General features: G+C 50.0%; 14 protein-coding genes. 6 read left to right on the top strand and 8 right to left on the bottom strand.

All coding sequences use genetic code 11. The annotated features are described in order from the left end of the window. Positions 1 to 34: 34 nt before the first annotated feature. Positions 35 to 1,921, bottom strand: coding sequence for an ATP-binding protein (locus ABJU74_RS12850; RefSeq protein ID WP_348384662.1), 1,887 nt, complete (start codon positions 1,919 to 1,921; stop codon positions 35 to 37). 7 nt (positions 1,922 to 1,928) lie between these two features. Beyond that, the gene (locus tag ABJU74_RS12845; protein ID WP_348384661.1) at positions 1,929 to 2,582 is read right to left on the bottom strand and encodes a response regulator transcription factor; all 654 of its coding nucleotides are present in this window, start codon (positions 2,580 to 2,582) and stop codon (positions 1,929 to 1,931) included. Between the two features lie 176 nt (positions 2,583 to 2,758). On the opposite strand from ABJU74_RS12845, the gene ABJU74_RS12840 reads away from it, so the two are divergent. After that, positions 2,759 to 3,547, top strand: a complete 789-nt coding sequence (locus ABJU74_RS12840) for a hypothetical protein (protein ID WP_348384660.1) — start codon at positions 2,759 to 2,761, stop codon at positions 3,545 to 3,547. Positions 3,548 to 3,567: 20 nt separating this feature from the next. Here the strand turns inward: ABJU74_RS12840 and dgcA are convergent, their stop codons facing one another. Next, positions 3,568 to 4,554, bottom strand: coding sequence for an N-acetyl-D-Glu racemase DgcA (gene dgcA / locus ABJU74_RS12835; RefSeq protein ID WP_348384659.1), 987 nt, complete (start codon positions 4,552 to 4,554; stop codon positions 3,568 to 3,570). A 62-nt stretch (positions 4,555 to 4,616) separates the two neighbouring features. Further along, positions 4,617 to 6,005 (bottom strand): putative O-glycosylation ligase, exosortase A system-associated, encoded by a 1,389-nt coding sequence (locus ABJU74_RS12830; RefSeq protein WP_348384658.1) that lies wholly within the window; start codon positions 6,003 to 6,005, stop codon positions 4,617 to 4,619. Between the two features lie 277 nt (positions 6,006 to 6,282). On the opposite strand from ABJU74_RS12830, the gene ABJU74_RS12825 reads away from it, so the two are divergent. Beyond that, on the top strand, positions 6,283 to 7,515 hold the full coding sequence (locus tag ABJU74_RS12825; protein WP_348384657.1) for a TIGR04063 family PEP-CTERM/XrtA system glycosyltransferase: 1,233 nt from the start codon (positions 6,283 to 6,285) through the stop codon (positions 7,513 to 7,515). 1 nt (position 7,516) lies between these two features. Beyond that, positions 7,517 to 8,587: a hypothetical protein gene (locus ABJU74_RS12820; protein ID WP_348422595.1), complete on the top strand. Its 1,071-nt coding sequence runs from the start codon at positions 7,517 to 7,519 to the stop codon at positions 8,585 to 8,587. 36 nt (positions 8,588 to 8,623) lie between these two features. Here the strand turns inward: ABJU74_RS12820 and ABJU74_RS12815 are convergent, their stop codons facing one another. Together ABJU74_RS12815 and ABJU74_RS12810 are read right to left on the bottom strand one after the other, a co-directional pair. After that, on the bottom strand, positions 8,624 to 8,968 hold the full coding sequence (locus ABJU74_RS12815) for a hypothetical protein (RefSeq protein ID WP_348384655.1): 345 nt from the start codon (positions 8,966 to 8,968) through the stop codon (positions 8,624 to 8,626). Next, a complete protein-coding gene (locus ABJU74_RS12810) occupies positions 8,955 to 9,143 on the bottom strand; it encodes a hypothetical protein (protein WP_348384654.1) in 189 nt (62 codons plus the stop codon). Before ABJU74_RS12810 ends, ABJU74_RS12815 begins: the two co-directional genes overlap by 14 nt. 164 nt (positions 9,144 to 9,307) lie before the next feature. On the opposite strand from ABJU74_RS12810, the gene ABJU74_RS12805 reads away from it, so the two are divergent. The 3 genes from ABJU74_RS12805 (at position 9,308) to ABJU74_RS12795 (ending at position 11,335) form a co-directional block, all read left to right on the top strand. After that, complete coding sequence (locus ABJU74_RS12805) at positions 9,308 to 9,985, top strand: S24 family peptidase (RefSeq protein WP_348384653.1); 678 nt, start codon at positions 9,308 to 9,310, stop codon at positions 9,983 to 9,985. 75 nt (positions 9,986 to 10,060) lie between these two features. After that, positions 10,061 to 10,723, top strand: a complete 663-nt coding sequence (locus ABJU74_RS12800; protein ID WP_348384652.1) for an MBL fold metallo-hydrolase — start codon at positions 10,061 to 10,063, stop codon at positions 10,721 to 10,723. Between the two features lie 63 nt (positions 10,724 to 10,786). After that, positions 10,787 to 11,335: a pseudouridine synthase gene (locus tag ABJU74_RS12795; protein ID WP_348384651.1), complete on the top strand. Its 549-nt coding sequence runs from the start codon at positions 10,787 to 10,789 to the stop codon at positions 11,333 to 11,335. An 8-nt stretch (positions 11,336 to 11,343) separates the two neighbouring features. Here the strand turns inward: ABJU74_RS12795 and ABJU74_RS12790 are convergent, their stop codons facing one another. Further along, on the bottom strand, positions 11,344 to 12,282 hold the full coding sequence (locus tag ABJU74_RS12790) for an FAD-dependent oxidoreductase (protein ID WP_348384650.1): 939 nt from the start codon (positions 12,280 to 12,282) through the stop codon (positions 11,344 to 11,346). A gap of 35 nt (positions 12,283 to 12,317) precedes the next feature. Continuing rightward, on the bottom strand, positions 12,318 to 14,621 hold the full coding sequence (locus tag ABJU74_RS12785) for a UvrD-helicase domain-containing protein (protein WP_348384928.1): 2,304 nt from the start codon (positions 14,619 to 14,621) through the stop codon (positions 12,318 to 12,320). Positions 14,622 to 14,812 lie beyond the last annotated feature (191 nt).

Raw genomic sequence — 14,812 nt, 5'->3', positions numbered from 1 at the left:
AGGTACTGAAAATCACTTTGCTAGTCCTGCTGACCTAGCCTTGACGGTTTTGAGCAAGCCACAATCTCACCGCAGTGCCGCCACCTTTCTCGTTAGAAATAGTCAATGCTCCTTTCAGAATAGCCGCGCGTTGATACATGAAATCCAATCCTTTGCTGGTTGATTTTTCCTGAGCCGTGAAGCCAACACCATCATCAATAATACTAATCAGAATCCCTTCCTTGCTATCGCGCGCTTGAGAATGGCAAGATAAGATGATCGAACCAGCATTTGCATGTTGGAGAATATTGCTGAGAGCCTCTTGCAACAGACGCAGCAAATGCAGGCTATGGCCGGCATCCATCCACACCAGTGGTTCACATTCTTCTACTTTCCAAATACTCGCAATTCCGGCTTGCTGCAATTCATGTTCCATTCTGTGTCGGAGATTGGCGATAAGGGTGACGACATCACCATCAATTGGCGCTAAGGAATCTACGGTGATTTTCAGATCACTTATCGCTTTTTGGAGCGTCGTAATTGTCGCGGAGGGATAATTGCGTTGACGTGCAACCGCCAATGCGGTCACCAAGTTTGAACCAATGCCATCATGCATTTCTCGCATCAATCTTTCCCGTTCTGTCTCCAGTGCACGTTCCACTTCCATCTGTCTTTGTGCATGTTGACTTGCAGCCAAAGCATCGGTTGCTTCGGTCACACGTTTTTCGAGGTAAACATTGGTTTCTTCCACCAAACTCAAGGCATTGAGAAAACGTTTTGCGAGAGAAAGCATGAAGATCAGGAATAATAGAAACCCGATATAGGGTTGAAAATGAAAGCCAATTCCGTTCCACCAATTGATATTAGGAATTCTGCCAATATCATGGATACCGGTTAACGCGGCGGCAGTTAGCAACAGCAAAAGCAACCAAGCTGGGGTAGACTTATTTCTTACAGCGTGATGCGCTAGGATCAGTAAAAAGGATCCGAACAATATAACCGTCATCAAGCTGCTCGCCATGTCTGTCTGATTAGCAAAGATTAAAAATAACCGAGACAGGCTGAGCAAAACACCGATGCTGAGCATCGCAACTATGATGATTTTTCGTTGGGGTAGTTTCAAAAATTCAGCACAAAAAGCCAAGGTGACTGCGACGGCGAAATAAATGGAATAATAGGTCACATATTGGAAAAGCTGCAAATCTATTGGTGCTGAAAGGGAAAAGAAATGATAATTTCTCACGAACCAAACTAAGCCCGTTAGCGATAGCCAAAGCAATTCCAACTCTTGTCTGCGCGCAAGCCACATTATGAAAACAAATAAGGAAAGCAGAAGCATGATCCAATTGATCGTTTTTGGCGCGTCTATCCTGAAAAAATATTGCCGCTCAAATTGCGCGTTAAGGGGTTCGAGATCACCTATTGCTATGGAACCGATCCCCAACGCATGATCGCGGCTGGAACGGGCTTCGACCGTGATGAAATTATCACCCTCTTTGAGCAATTTGTCCGAGAGGGGAATTAGATAGGGATGGTTCCAACCCATGACTGAGTGATCATTATCAACAAAATTCCGGAATATTGGAATGTCGTTGACTGAAACAATTACTTGTTCGCGGTTATTTTCGGTGAAAATGGCAATCGTGCGATCTTTTAAAGTCTCACCATCAAAATCGACTTTTGCGGACACCGATATATGACTGCTTTGCAATTTTCGCGCCTCATCAGAAAGCCAGAGAGCTGGCAGCGCGCGCCGTTCCCAATCATCAAGTGTCGGGTTATTTTGAGAAAAAGAAAAATCCGCTTCTGTAAAATGAACGATTTGTCCCGATGGTGTTTCTTGCACCACAAAATTCTGCTCCGCCGGCAATATCTGAGCGTAGATTGGTTGAAAAAGCGTCAACAGAATCATTGCGATCATGAAAGAAACGGATCGCGGCATCAGCAGATCACGACCCCAATATACCGCGGCTGGATGCTTCGAAAACAGCTTCGGCGCGTGAGTTGACCTCGAGTTTTCGATAAATATGCTTCACATAGGTCGCGACCGTATGCGCGGAGATATGCATGATGTCAGCGGCTTCCGAATAGGAGAAGCCGCGTGAGAGAAGATTGAGTGTTTCCAATTCTCGATTGGATAAGGGCTCTGCCAGCTTGTCTTGCGGGAAGGGCGCAGGTTGCAATTGTTTGAGTACCAATCGCGCGATAATAGGACTGATCGGCGATCCTCCTGACCTGATTTCCCGGATCGCATCAACACAATTCTCGAGCGGTTGATCTTTGAGCAAATAGCCGCGTGCGCCCGCTCGGATCGCTTGTAATACTTTTTGGTGATCCGCAAACATGGTTAGCACCATAATGTCAATTTCTTGCGATTGTTCGGATGCGATTTGGATTAAGGTTGTACCATCTCCATCGGGTAAGCCGAGATCACAAACCAAAATATCAAACCCGCCACCAAGAACAAGTTTTTTACCTGTGGTCAGATTTGTCGCGGAATTGACGAGGTCCATATCCTCAGCTTTTTCGATAGCGGCGCATATGGCTGCCATTACCGGTGGGTCATCCTCCACAACCGCTACTTTGGAAAATCCGGGTCGCATTGAACATCTCCGAAATCAATATGCCGTGAAGAATGACCGCTTGCGGGGAATAATGCAAATGAACCGCCGCTCACCATCCCATGAATTGGGGATAGCGAGTCATTCTCTCACCGTTCTATTTCTGGAAGCAGGCAATAGCTTGGGTCGGTTCATGGCTGTTTACGAAAGGATTTCCGATGAAAAAATGGATGAAAATTGTACTGGGTATAGCGGCGGGCATTTTTGTGCTGGTTGGCCTAATATTCTGGCTGACGGGCGATGTAACAAAAGCGGGTGATGATTTTTTTATTGCCGTTCAAAATGAAGATATGGACGCGGCTTATGCACTTTTATCTGACGATTTTCAGGCCGGCGTTTCGAAGCGGGAATTGAAGATATTTCTGTCCAAAAATGCTCTGGACACGGTAGTGGAAACGTCATGGAATTCGCGGTCAATTTCTGGCAGCAAAGGACAATTGGAAGGAACGGTCACCACCCAGAGCGGCAATAAAATTCCATTGGAACTTCGCTTGATTAAGTCTGAATCCGGTTGGAAAATTAATGCGATCGAAAAAGAACGCGCCGGATTGAAAATCATTTCTTCGGGACAAACGCTTCCACCTGCCGCGAAACAAGTGGAACTGTTTCAGGATACGGTTGCCATCTTTGCTCAATCTCTTTCCGAGAAGAGTATGAGAGCGCTTTGGGAGACCGGTACCGCCGCTTATCAGGAGGAAGTGTCGCTAGAAAATCTCGATAAAGCCTTTGAGAAATTTTTTAAATATGCGGATGGGTATGCCGAAATCAGCAAAATGGTACCGGTGATTGATAATTCCAAAATAGAGGAGGATTTCGACGTTCTGGTAATCCGCGGTCACTATCCGGTGGAACCTTTTCCCATCTATTTTCGGCAATTATTTTACTATGAAGGTGTGGATTGGAAATTTGACGGTATTGCGCTGAAGGTCGGAGGACCACCGCAATAAAGATTATGGTGGGCAGCCGATCATTTTCCGATTTGCGCAGCCGGCATCACCATTCCATCCTCAAAATGCATTGGATTTTCACGATCTTTGGCGAGCAACAACGGGCCATCCAAATCAACCCACTGAGCGCGTTGCGCCAGGGCAAAGGCCGGACGGATTGCCTGCGACGTGGATAGCATACACCCGACCATGATTTTCAAGCCTGCTTGTTCAGCGGCTTCTGCTACGCGGATGGCTTCCGTTAAACCGCCGGCTTTGTCCAATTTGATATTCACGGCTTGATAATAGCGAGCGAGATCTGGAATATCATCACTGGTGTGGCAACTTTCATCAGCGCAAAGCGGAATGGGGGATTGGACATTTGCCAAGAGATGATCCTGACCTGCGCTCACGGGTTGCTCGACTAGCTCGACACCCCATTTGGCCATAATTGCTGCTTCTGCTGCGATATCAAGATGATTCCAACTTTCATTGGCATCCACGATCAAACGCGCATGCGGAGCCCCGCGATGGACGGCGGCGACGCGTTCGCGGTCATCCTTTCCTGACAATTTGAGTTTCAGTAAACGGTGGCTGGCTGCGGCCGCCCGGGCATCGCTCTCCATTTGCATCGGATCTGCTAGTGAGATTGTGAATGCCGTGGCGAGAGCTGATGGTCGCGGTAAGTCAGCCAATTCATAGAGCGCTTTTCCGCTTTGTTGACATTCCAAATCCCACAACGCGCAATCGAGTGCATTGCGCGCAGCGCCGGATGGCATATGATGCAACACGGCTTGGCGATCGAATAGCGCATGCTGTTCGGCAAAGATTTGAATTTCTTGCACAGCTATTTCTGCTGTCTCTCCTTTATAGTAAATGGGTGTGGCTTCCCCTAAGCCGGTAAAATTTCCATCGCTGATCTTGCACATCACGACATCAACATGCGTCTTGGCACCACGACTGATTACAAACGAGCCCCGGACAGGCCAACGTTCAATTGTGGCGGAAAGGGAATAGGGTGATGGCATGCCGTCATCCTAGCATTGCTGGCTACACTGTCATCTGGTTAGTTGAAATGAGCGCCGTGTCTTCAGGATGTGGCGCCGGACCATTTGCCAGCGGGCAGCCGGCCGGCAATGGGGCTCCATTTTGCCTCTTGAGCGCGACGGGTCATATAGGTGTCGAGACCAATTTGCAGGGCGACGAGCATATAGACAAAGGGTTGAAATGCGACGCCAACGAATAAGGAGCCGACCATATAGATAATATGTGCATTGGCTAAAGCTGTGGCGAGGGGGGCTACCCAGGTTTCGCTCTTTTTTTGCGTATTGCGATAGCGCCGCCGCAATATCTCCATTCGCCAAATACCACCAACATGAATGAATAGCCACAGGGCGAGGCCAGGATATCCTTGTTCGCCTAGCATCTCAAAATAACTGCTGTGAAAAGCGCGAGCTTCATCAATAACTTCTATCGGACCATCATCTTCAAGCTCATATTCAATCTCGGGTTCATCTTCTTTTTTGTCGGGAGCCAGTTCGTAGCGTAACTTGTTCAAGCGGTAGACATTGAAACCGCCACCCATGGGATTGGCATTGGCATATTCTATGGTCCACTCCCAGACGGCAATGCGTGTGGAAGCGGATTCATCTGCTTGGTAATTTTGGATTGTTCCCATTCGCTCGGAAAAACTCTGCGGCAAAAATGGAATGGCCATCAGACCGAGCGTCACGGCGAGCCCGGCGTAAAGAAATCGATATTTCACAAAGCGCAGCTGCAGGACAGCCAAAACGGCAATGCAAACCAGACCGGTTCTTGCTTGCGTACCTATGGGGATAAGCAAGGCGGCAAAAATCAACGCCATGGTAAAATATTTTACCCGCCAATCGGGTGGAAAAATCGTTCCATGTTTGGAGAGCCAAAGCATCAGCGGGATGATCGCAATGGCAACCATCGATATGATGGACCCTTCATAAAGCCCCGCATTGTCGTCGATCAGCAAGACCAGCGCACCATAACCGCCGCCAGAACCCAATGTTTTGATGCCGCCGGTGATAATCAAGGTTCCAGCGCACAGCACCATGAACAAGGTCAAAGACTCAATTCGTAACTTGGTGCGCAACGTTAAAGGCAAGAAAATGGCGAACACCAAAGCTTTCCAAACCCAATCCCATTTTTCCATTGCGTCTTCGGGTAGGGCGCCTTGAAAAGTGGTATATCCACAATAAAGAAGGAGTAATATCATCGCCCCTTGGCGTACGGAAAACCGGCTGTCTTTTTTGTCATCCGATATCATGAACCCCAGAAAGGCCATGCCAAATACGATCAAGGACAGCGGAATGGAATTGAGCAGAAAATAGCTCAGGCGTTGCGGTGCTACGATGTCGATATAGGCGTATATCAGCGTGAATATAAAAGGACGCTTGAACGCGAGAAACAACAACGCCAGCAAATAGGCGACAAAAACGAGATCACGCATCGGTTGACCTCGTTGATTTTGATGCCGAATGAAAGCCTGGTATTTCTTGATCAGGCTCCGGTGGTTCTTCCAAATCAAGATCCGGCCGATGAATCAATCGCCATACCGCAATCAGCAGCAAACCATGTGTTAGAGCGATGGAAAAATTATCGATCATTTTGGTTTCGGCAATCCCAGATTGTTAGTGCACCCATGCATTGGATTCATTTTGTCTGCGCGTGCGATACAGGTTTTGGGTTGACGGGACGTTAATCCTTTTCTGGCAAGCGTTTAATCCATGACGCGGATATTGCACATTTTGGATCATAGCCTCCCGTTGCACAGCGGATATTGCTTCCGCACGCGTGCAATCATGAAAGCCCAAATAGCCAGTGGCATGCTTGTCGCAGGAGTTACCGGTGTCAGGCAAGATCAGCATGGCTATGAATCCGGCGCTCTGCTCGAGAATGTCGAGGGTTTGGATTTTTTTCGAACCCTGACCGATGTGTCAGGCCCATCACCAGTTCGCGAATGGCGTGAAATTGCGGTTTTTTCTGATCGAATTGCTGAAGTTGTTCAGCAATGGCAACCGGATATTTTGCATGCCCATTCACCAGCTTTAAATGGTCTTGCGGCGCTGCGGGTTGCGCAAAAATTGGATTTGCCATTGCTCTATGAGATTAGAGCATTCTGGGAGGATGCAGCGGTTGGCAATGGAACCGGACGTGAGGGTAGTCCGCGTTACTGGCTCACGCGCCAGCTGGAAAATCATGTGGTCAATGGAGCGGATGCCGTCGCAGTCATTTGTGAAGGGTTGAAATCTGATTTGGTATTGCGTGGCGTTGCCCGAGAGAAAATTACGGTTTCACCTAATGGCGTGGATATGAGCCTATTCGGACAGCCGACAGCGCCGGATGAAGTCCTGCGAAAGCAACTGGCCTTGGCTGGTAAGTCGGTCTTGGGCTTTATCGGCAGCTTCTATGACTATGAGGGTTTAGATGATCTGATCGCTGCGATGCCTTATTTGCAAGAAAAATGTCCGGAAGCTCATTTGTTGCTGGTCGGTGGCGGTCCGATGGAAAAGGCTTTGAAAGAACAAGTCCAAACTTCCCCTGCATCGGATGCTATCACTTTCGCTGGACGTGTGCCTCATGCTGATGTTGAACGCTATTATGGACTGATGGATATCATGGTTTATCCGCGTAAATCCATGAGGCTGACAGAATTAGTCACACCATTAAAGCCGTTGGAGGCAATGGCTCAAGGCAGACTTGTTGCCGCTTCCGACATTGGCGGACATCGCGAATTGATCGAAGATGGCAAAACCGGGACGCTCTTTCCCGCCGGATCGCCGCAAAAAATTGCTGCTAAACTGGCAAATTTGCTGAAAAACCGCGATAGTTGGCCGCAAACGATTGAAACAGCCCGAAAATTTGTTGAAGCCGATCGTAACTGGTCGTCAAACATTTTGCGTTACAAGCCTGTTTACCAACAGTTGATTGCTCATAAATCTTATGAGCGGGCAGCTTAGCATGGTGGAGAATATCGTGGAAGATCCGAACCAAAATATGAAACGGTTTAAAGTACCGGCCATGGCGATTGGTACTGGCATTACTGCCGCTGTCGTTATCGCGACTTTGCCGCATGTTTACCTGGAAAGCGCGATCGGAGCCACAGGCCTTTCTGAACTACTACCCGCAGCTGCGCCCCCATTGGGCAATACAGCGCGCGGTCTAATCGCGGTGATGGCGGGACTGGTTTCCGCATCAGCCATTTATTTCTTTTTAAATCGCAAAGGGAGCTCTGATATGGGCGTTGCACTGAGAGAACAAATTAACGCGGCAAGTCCGATTGAATTGGATTTGGAAGAAGAGGCCAATGCTAAGAAAAGCCGTTTCAGCTTGCCAAAATTCGACGCTAAGTCGCTCACCAAATTTTTGAAAAAGCCAAAGAAAGACAAGGCCCGGGTCATGGATCTTTCTGATCTGCCGCAACTGCGCAAGGCTGATGAAGCGGTTGCAGAGCAACCTGCGCGTGCTCCGATTTTCGCAGAACCAGAAACATCGTCTCCAGAATTGGTTGAGGAAATTCCGGCTTTTGAACCCGCTGCGCCGGTCGAAGAGGCTGCCGTTGAAGCTCCGGTTGTGGAGCAAATGGAGACACTAACAACTGTAAACGCGGTAGCCGCGCCAGCGGCTGATGAAAATGTCGCAGCTGTGCAAGAAACAATCGCAATTTCCTCGCCAGTGGCTCCCGCGGCTGCACAGGCGGCGGTTAGTGAAATGCCGGAAGAAGATTTGTCGCAGCTGAATATTGCGCAGCTTGCTGATCGCTTGGAAGCGGGATTGCGGCGCTTGAAGCAGCTGGAAACAGGTGCAGCGACTGCGGCTGAAATACCGGTGCAACAACCGGTCGCGGCTCCAGCTCCGGCAGCTCCGGAACCTGTATCCGCACCGATTAGCGAAGCCCCTGTATTGGCGACACCGCCATTGCGGGAAGTGGAAAAAGCACCCCAAGATATCGCAGCGGTTCGCCAAGCGGATATGGATGCTGCTCTGAAAGCGGCGCTGGGCACGTTAGAAAAAATGACGGCGCAGCGTTAAAATTGGACAGTTAAATCGGGTTGAGCGATCAGCCCGCTAGTCTTTAATGACCAGAAATTCTCCCACGGCAAAGGGATGCATTGTCTTGGGCCATTCTATCGTTAGATCGGCGACAAAATGGCAAGAAAGCTTATAGTCATGGCTGTGCAGTTTTGCAGCGCATATCGCGGATAGCGGCTTTTGATTTGGCGGCCGGGGGCTGATGGCAAACCGACACCGGGAGCCGATAAAAGTGATACTTGCCCAAGGGCGTTCTCGGCACAATATCACTTCATAATGCCGGCCGACCACCAAGGAGATATGATGCGCGAGTTCATCGGCGACATTCCGATGGCCGCGCGGTTTAGCCCAACAGGCCTCTGATACCTTATTGATCGTCATTTTCGCGCCACATGTTCATGAAATGTTCCGCGCGTTTCGAAATTTTTTTACCGGGTTGGCGACCGTTGCGCAGGTCTTCAACAAAGCGGGGATCACGAACGGCAAGGCGACCAAATTTGGTCCAGGCCATGTCTGTATCACGAATAAACTTCTCAATGTCGCGCAACAAATACATAATATTCTCCCATGCATATCAGGGTTAAAAGGTCAGCCTATCGGCCGGATAATCGCTATGTCCGACTCGATAACGGTAGGGAATTTCCTATTTGATATGTAATTTCCTACATGTCTAGGATATTTCCTATTGTCAGTTGCGGACATTGCGGATAAAGTGCGGATATGGCCAACGAGAAGCTGACATTGGAAGGCGATCCGCGCACCAATTTGGAGCGGTTGATTCGGGATAATGGCGATGATTTTTCGTCAGTTTCGCGGATGTTGGGCAAAAACCCGGCTTATATTCAGCAGTTTATCAAGCGCGGTACACCGCGAAAACTGGATGAACAGGATCGGCGTAAGCTTGCCGAATTTTACGGGGTAGAAGAGCGTTTTTTAGGCCCCAGCCTGCCTGCGTTTGAATCTTCCCGTGGACCGATAGCCGACACCGATATGGTGCGGATCAAACGGTTGCAATTGGGCGCATCTGCTGGCCCTGGAACGTGGGCCGAGGATAGTAGTGAGCAGGAAAATATGGCTTTCGGAAATCAATGGCTGAAAAAATTAGGCCGAGACCCTGCTCAATTGTCGCTCATTTCTGTCGATGGCGACTCCATGGACCCAACCTTGTGCGATGGGGATGATATCATGGTTGACCACAGCGCTGCGGCACGGCCCTTATTAGATGGTATTTATGTCTTGCGCATGGATGATGTATTGCTGGTCAAGCGATTGGCTTTGAAGCCATCCGGGAAGCTTTCCATTCGCAGCGATAATATCCGTTATCCAGATTGGCATGATATTGATTTGCAAGACGTGAATATTATTGGCCGGGTTATCTGGACCGGGCGGCGTCTGTAAAAAACGAGGGGCGTAGCCGCTTTTTCAATTATTCAGCTCTTGCAAGTTTGTAGCTGCCCCGCCAAATAGCGTGTCATGACAGATGCTCCTCTTAAAGCCGTGATCATTCCGGTGACGCCCCTTCAACAAAATTGCACATTGCTTTGGTGTACCAAAACCAACAAAGCCGCGCTCAGTGATCCCGGCGGTGATTTGTCGCGCTTAAAAGCAGCGGTGGCCGAACATGGTGTCGAACTGGAAAAGATTATCATTACCCATGGTCATCTCGATCACTGCGGCCAAGCTGGCATGTTGGCCGAAGAACTCGGCTTGCCTATCGAAGGGCCGCATAAGGATGATCTCTTCTGGATTGAGCAATTGGATGGAGACGGTGCGCGCTATGGTATGGAAGCAAAAAGCTTCGAACCGGATCGCTGGCTGGTTGATGGAGACCAAGTGACGGTTGGAGATTTGGTGCTCGATGTGATTCATTGCCCCGGTCATACACCCGGGCATGTTATCTTCTATCATCAGCCATCTAAATTGGCGGTCGTTGGGGATGTGATTTTTCAAGGCTCGATCGGCCGAACCGATTTTCCGCGCGGTAATCATCAAGACTTAATTGATGCAATTACGCAAAAGCTTTGGCCTTTGGGTGATGATGTCACGTTTATTCCCGGCCATGGTCCAACCAGCCAATTTGGTTATGAACGCAAGACCAATGCCTTTGTTGCGGATGACGTGCTGGCAGCGCGGTAGCCAGTCATAACATTCGGCATGCTCTTATGACTGGCTGTCGAATTAAAGGGGACGGAACAACTTGTGGCGCAGCTTATTTTGTTCAACAAACCCTATGGCGTGTTGTCGCAATTTACCGACCGTGGCACGCAAACCGAACGGCCAACCTTGTCGGCCTATATTGATGTTCCGAATGTCTATCCCGCCGGTCGGCTGGATCGCGATAGCGAGGGCTTATTGCTGCTCACCGATGACGGTAAACTTCAAGCCGAAATTTCAAATCCCAAATATAAGATGGCCAAAACCTATCTCGTCCAGGTGGAAGGAGATATCGTAGAGGATCGACTTGATCAATTGCGCCGCGGAGTGAAATTGAAAGATGGGATCACTCGACCCGCGGATGTCCAAACGATCAGCCCGCCCTCCTTATGGCCGCGCAACCCACCGGTTCGTTTCCGCAAAACAGTTGCCGATAACTGGCTGCAAATGACCATAAGAGAAGGCAAAAACAGACAGGTACGGCGGATGACAGCAGCAGTTGGCTATCCCACTCTTCGACTGGTTCGCAAAGCCATCGGACAGTGGCAATTGGATGATTTAGCCTCTGGAGAATGGCGCGCGCTAACGCTATAGTTGCGCGGCTATTGATCCAAGATATGTTGCGACAAAGCCGTGCCTGACAACCAGGCATTTTCGACCCGCGGGCCCAGTAGCCAGTCTCCGCAGACGCCGAGACCATTTTCTCGGTTAAACAAGGCCGTTCGATCTGCGCTGTCTGATCGCGCATAGCGCCAACGATGCGCGGTGGCATGAAGCGGCTCCGGTAGGTTCAAACCGAGAGCTTGAGAGAGCGCTTCAATCAATGTCGGCAAGATCCACTCTTGGGTTTCTTCCAAATGATCCCGCGACCAGGCAGGTGAGGCTTGCACCACCCAATTTTCCAACCCTGTGCGTCCGGGTTTGTCGCTGTTGCGCGCCGCCCAGCCAATAGCGCCTATGTTGCGCAATATATTCTGATCCGTGGGCAGTTTTTCGCTGAAAGACAGCATGACTGTCCAGCAAGGATCAGACTGACTTTCTTGCGCAACAGCCGCAAAACCTGTGTCCACCGGGCTTAACAAATCCGCGGTCTGTTCAGCAGGAATGGCGAGGATGACGCTGTCAAACAGAGTATCAATATTCGCCTTTTCACCGAGCAATTTCCAACAATTACTCGATTTTTCGAGCTGATCAATCCGAGTGGCCCAGGCAATATCTTGCCCTGCGGCCATTGCCTTGATTGGACTGTTCATGGCCGGAGTACCGACCCAGGCATCCTCTCCCGCTGCGGGCCATCGCGCTGCAACGCCATCGCGCGCCCAGCTATCGACAAGCTGCTGAAAGGCGGGATCACGGACGGTGAAATATTGCGCGCCATGATCAAATTGCGCTTCGCCTGCAGGCGTTTGTGCTCGCCGCGTCGACATACGGCCACCCGGACCTCTGGCTTTGTCGAACAGCTGAATGTTGTGGCCGGCGTTTTTCAGCGGTCCAGCACAGGCCAGACCGGCCAAGCCCGCACCGATAATGGCAATTTTCATGATCCTATTCTCCGCGATCAGGGGATATTCAAGCGTCAGGCAATTTCGACAAAGCTGTCCAACACCCGCTTTTGGCCGCTTTTCTCAAACTCGATCTCGAGCTTATTGCCTTCTTTTTCCATGACTTCGCCATATCCAAATTTGGTGTGAAACACGCGCATGCCGATAGATATATCATCGCGCCCATCATTGCCGAGCGAGACTGCACTGCGCCGCGCTTCTTTGATATTCTGCGGATTGCTGTCGAAACTGCCGCTGTTTCGCGCGCGTTTCCAGCCTGGCCCCCGTGAAGTGGCTCGCGCGGCATCTGCAAAGGGATCAGCGCGTTCGGACCAATTGGCCCGCCACAGGCTTTCTCCGCCCATCATGCTGGTTTCTTCTTCAATATGTTCCCGCGGTAATTCTTCGATAAATCGCGACGGAATGGAGCTGGTCCATTGCCCATAAATACGCCGGTTGGCGGCATGAAATATGGTACATTTCTTTTTCGCGCGCGTGATTGCGACATACGCCAATCGGCGTTCCTCTTCCAATGAGGCATTGCCGCCTTCATCGAGACTGCGTTGAGAAGGAAAAACGCCTTCTTCCCAGCCGGCACAAAACACATGGTCAAATTCCAAACCCTTTGCACCGTGCATGGTCATGATAGTGACCTTGGCTTCATCGCTTGCCGCATCATTGTCCATGACGAGAGAGACATGTTCGAGAAAATCACCTAATGTCTCATATTCTTCCATCGCGCGGGTGAGCTCGGTCAGGTTTTCCAATCGACCCGCGGCTTCGGGGGTCCGGTCCGCTTGCAACATGGTTGTATAGCCGCACTCATCCAAAACAATCCGGGCCAATTCGGCGTGAGGCAATTCATCGGCTTGACTTCGCCAATGGGCAAAATTGCGCATTAGTCCGTGCAAGGCAGAGCGGGCGCGGGTGGGCAATTCATCCGTATCACAAATGGACATCGCCGCAGCGGCCAGCGGCAAACTTTGCGCGCGGGCCAGCCTATGGACTTTTTCCACAGACTTATCCCCAAGGCCTCGCTTGGGCATATTGACGATACGTTCAAATGCTAAATCATCTGCAGGTTGCGCAATGACCCGTAAATAGGCAAGCGCATCGCGAATTTCCGCGCGCTCATAAAAGCGAAAGCCGCCGATAATTTTATACGGCATTCCGATGGAAATAAACCGATCCTCAAATTCCCGCGTTTGAAACTGCGCGCGGACCAAAATCGCCATATCGTTAAGCGAGACACCCTTATTTTGTAGACTTTCCATCTCTTCGCCTGTCCGCCGCGCTTCTTCCGGTCCGTCCCAGACGCCGGTGACTTTAATTTTGTCGCCTTCCTCTTCTTCGGTCCACAAGGTTTTGCCGAGGCGGCCGCTATTATTTGCGATTAAGGCTGATGCGGCCGCGAGAATATGGGGCGTGGAGCGATAATTTTGCTCCAGTTTAATCACCTTGGCATCCGGAAAATCTTTTTCAAATCTCAGGATATTAGCCACTTCCGCGCCCCGCCAGCTGTAGATGGATTGATCATCATCGCCCACGCAGCATATATTTTTTCGCTCTTGGGCGAGCAATCTGAGCCACAGATATTGGCTGCTATTTGTATCCTGATATTCGTCGACCAATATATATTTGAAGCGTTCTTGATAGAGTTTCAAAATATCACGATCGTTTTTGAGCAAGTTGAGAATGTGCAACAAGAGATCGCCAAAATCGCAGGCATTGAGCGCGACGAGCCGCGCCTGATAGGCGGCATAAAATTCCTGTCCACGCCCATTGGCATAGCGTTCATTTTCGTTCGCATCGATATCAGCAGGATTGAGACCGCGGTTTTTCCATTGATCGATTAATCCTGCCAGTGCCCGGGCAGGCCAGCGTTTTTCGTCCAATTCTTCGGCCTGAATCAATTGTTTCAACAACCGCAACTGATCATCTGTGTCGAGTATCGTGAAATTGCTTTGCAAGCCGACCAGTTCGGCATGGCGGCGCAGCATTTTTGCGCCAATACTGTGAAAGGTACCCAACCACGGCATCCCTTCTACTGCATCACCGACCATGGCGCCGATGCGTTCCTTCATCTCGCGTGCGGCCTTGTTGGTAAAAGTCACCGCCAAAATTTCAGAAGGCCACGCTTTGCGAGAGTAAACAAGATGAGCGAGCCGGCGGGTGAGGGCAGCGGTCTTGCCAGTTCCAGCGCCCGCTAGAACCAGGACCGGGCCTTCACTGCTGAGCACAGCCTCGCGCTGGGGAATGTTCAATCCGCGGACATAGGGCGGATCAGCTTCAGAGGGTATGTTTACAGCATTGGACACTAGTGAACAGTTAGGGAACATCCATGAGGTCGGCAAGACTAATATCATTTTAAGATGACCTAAAGTGCAGGTTGTAGAACATGTTGCGGTGCACCATATGTCCATCATAAGATTTTCCCCTATTCGAGTGAGAAACCCAGATGAGTAAAAGACTAATTTTCAGCGCGATTTTCGCGACTATATTGATGGCGACAACCACATTTTATGTCGAA

Origin of the sequence: Parasphingorhabdus sp. (genome assembly GCF_039982415.1) — a bacterium.
GTDB lineage: Bacteria > Pseudomonadota > Alphaproteobacteria > Sphingomonadales > Sphingomonadaceae > Parasphingorhabdus.
The sequence above is the reverse complement of the archived record's forward strand: the minus strand, read 5'-3'. Positions and strand labels throughout refer to the sequence as shown.

Bases quoted from the DNA above. Each gene is read 5' to 3' on its own strand.
- ABJU74_RS12850 (WP_348384662.1), bottom strand. From the start codon at position 1,921: ATGCCGCGATCCGTTTCTTTCATGATCGCAATGATTCTGTTGACGCTT.
- ABJU74_RS12845 (WP_348384661.1), bottom strand. From the start codon at position 2,582: ATGCGACCCGGATTTTCCAAAGTAGCGGTTGTGGAGGATGACCCACCG.
- ABJU74_RS12840 (WP_348384660.1), top strand. From the start codon at position 2,759: ATGAAAAAATGGATGAAAATTGTACTGGGTATAGCGGCGGGCATTTTT.
- dgcA (WP_348384659.1), bottom strand. From the start codon at position 4,554: ATGCCATCACCCTATTCCCTTTCCGCCACAATTGAACGTTGGCCTGTC.
- ABJU74_RS12830 (WP_348384658.1), bottom strand. From the start codon at position 6,005: ATGCGTGATCTCGTTTTTGTCGCCTATTTGCTGGCGTTGTTGTTTCTC.
- ABJU74_RS12825 (WP_348384657.1), top strand. From the start codon at position 6,283: ATGACGCGGATATTGCACATTTTGGATCATAGCCTCCCGTTGCACAGC.
- ABJU74_RS12820 (WP_348422595.1), top strand. From the start codon at position 7,517: ATGGTGGAGAATATCGTGGAAGATCCGAACCAAAATATGAAACGGTTT.
- ABJU74_RS12815 (WP_348384655.1), bottom strand. From the start codon at position 8,968: ATGACGATCAATAAGGTATCAGAGGCCTGTTGGGCTAAACCGCGCGGC.
- ABJU74_RS12810 (WP_348384654.1), bottom strand. From the start codon at position 9,143: ATGTATTTGTTGCGCGACATTGAGAAGTTTATTCGTGATACAGACATG.
- ABJU74_RS12805 (WP_348384653.1), top strand. From the start codon at position 9,308: ATGGCCAACGAGAAGCTGACATTGGAAGGCGATCCGCGCACCAATTTG.
- ABJU74_RS12800 (WP_348384652.1), top strand. From the start codon at position 10,061: ATGACAGATGCTCCTCTTAAAGCCGTGATCATTCCGGTGACGCCCCTT.
- ABJU74_RS12790 (WP_348384650.1), bottom strand. From the start codon at position 12,282: ATGAAAATTGCCATTATCGGTGCGGGCTTGGCCGGTCTGGCCTGTGCT.
- ABJU74_RS12785 (WP_348384928.1), bottom strand. From the start codon at position 14,621: ATGTTCCCTAACTGTTCACTAGTGTCCAATGCTGTAAACATACCCTCT.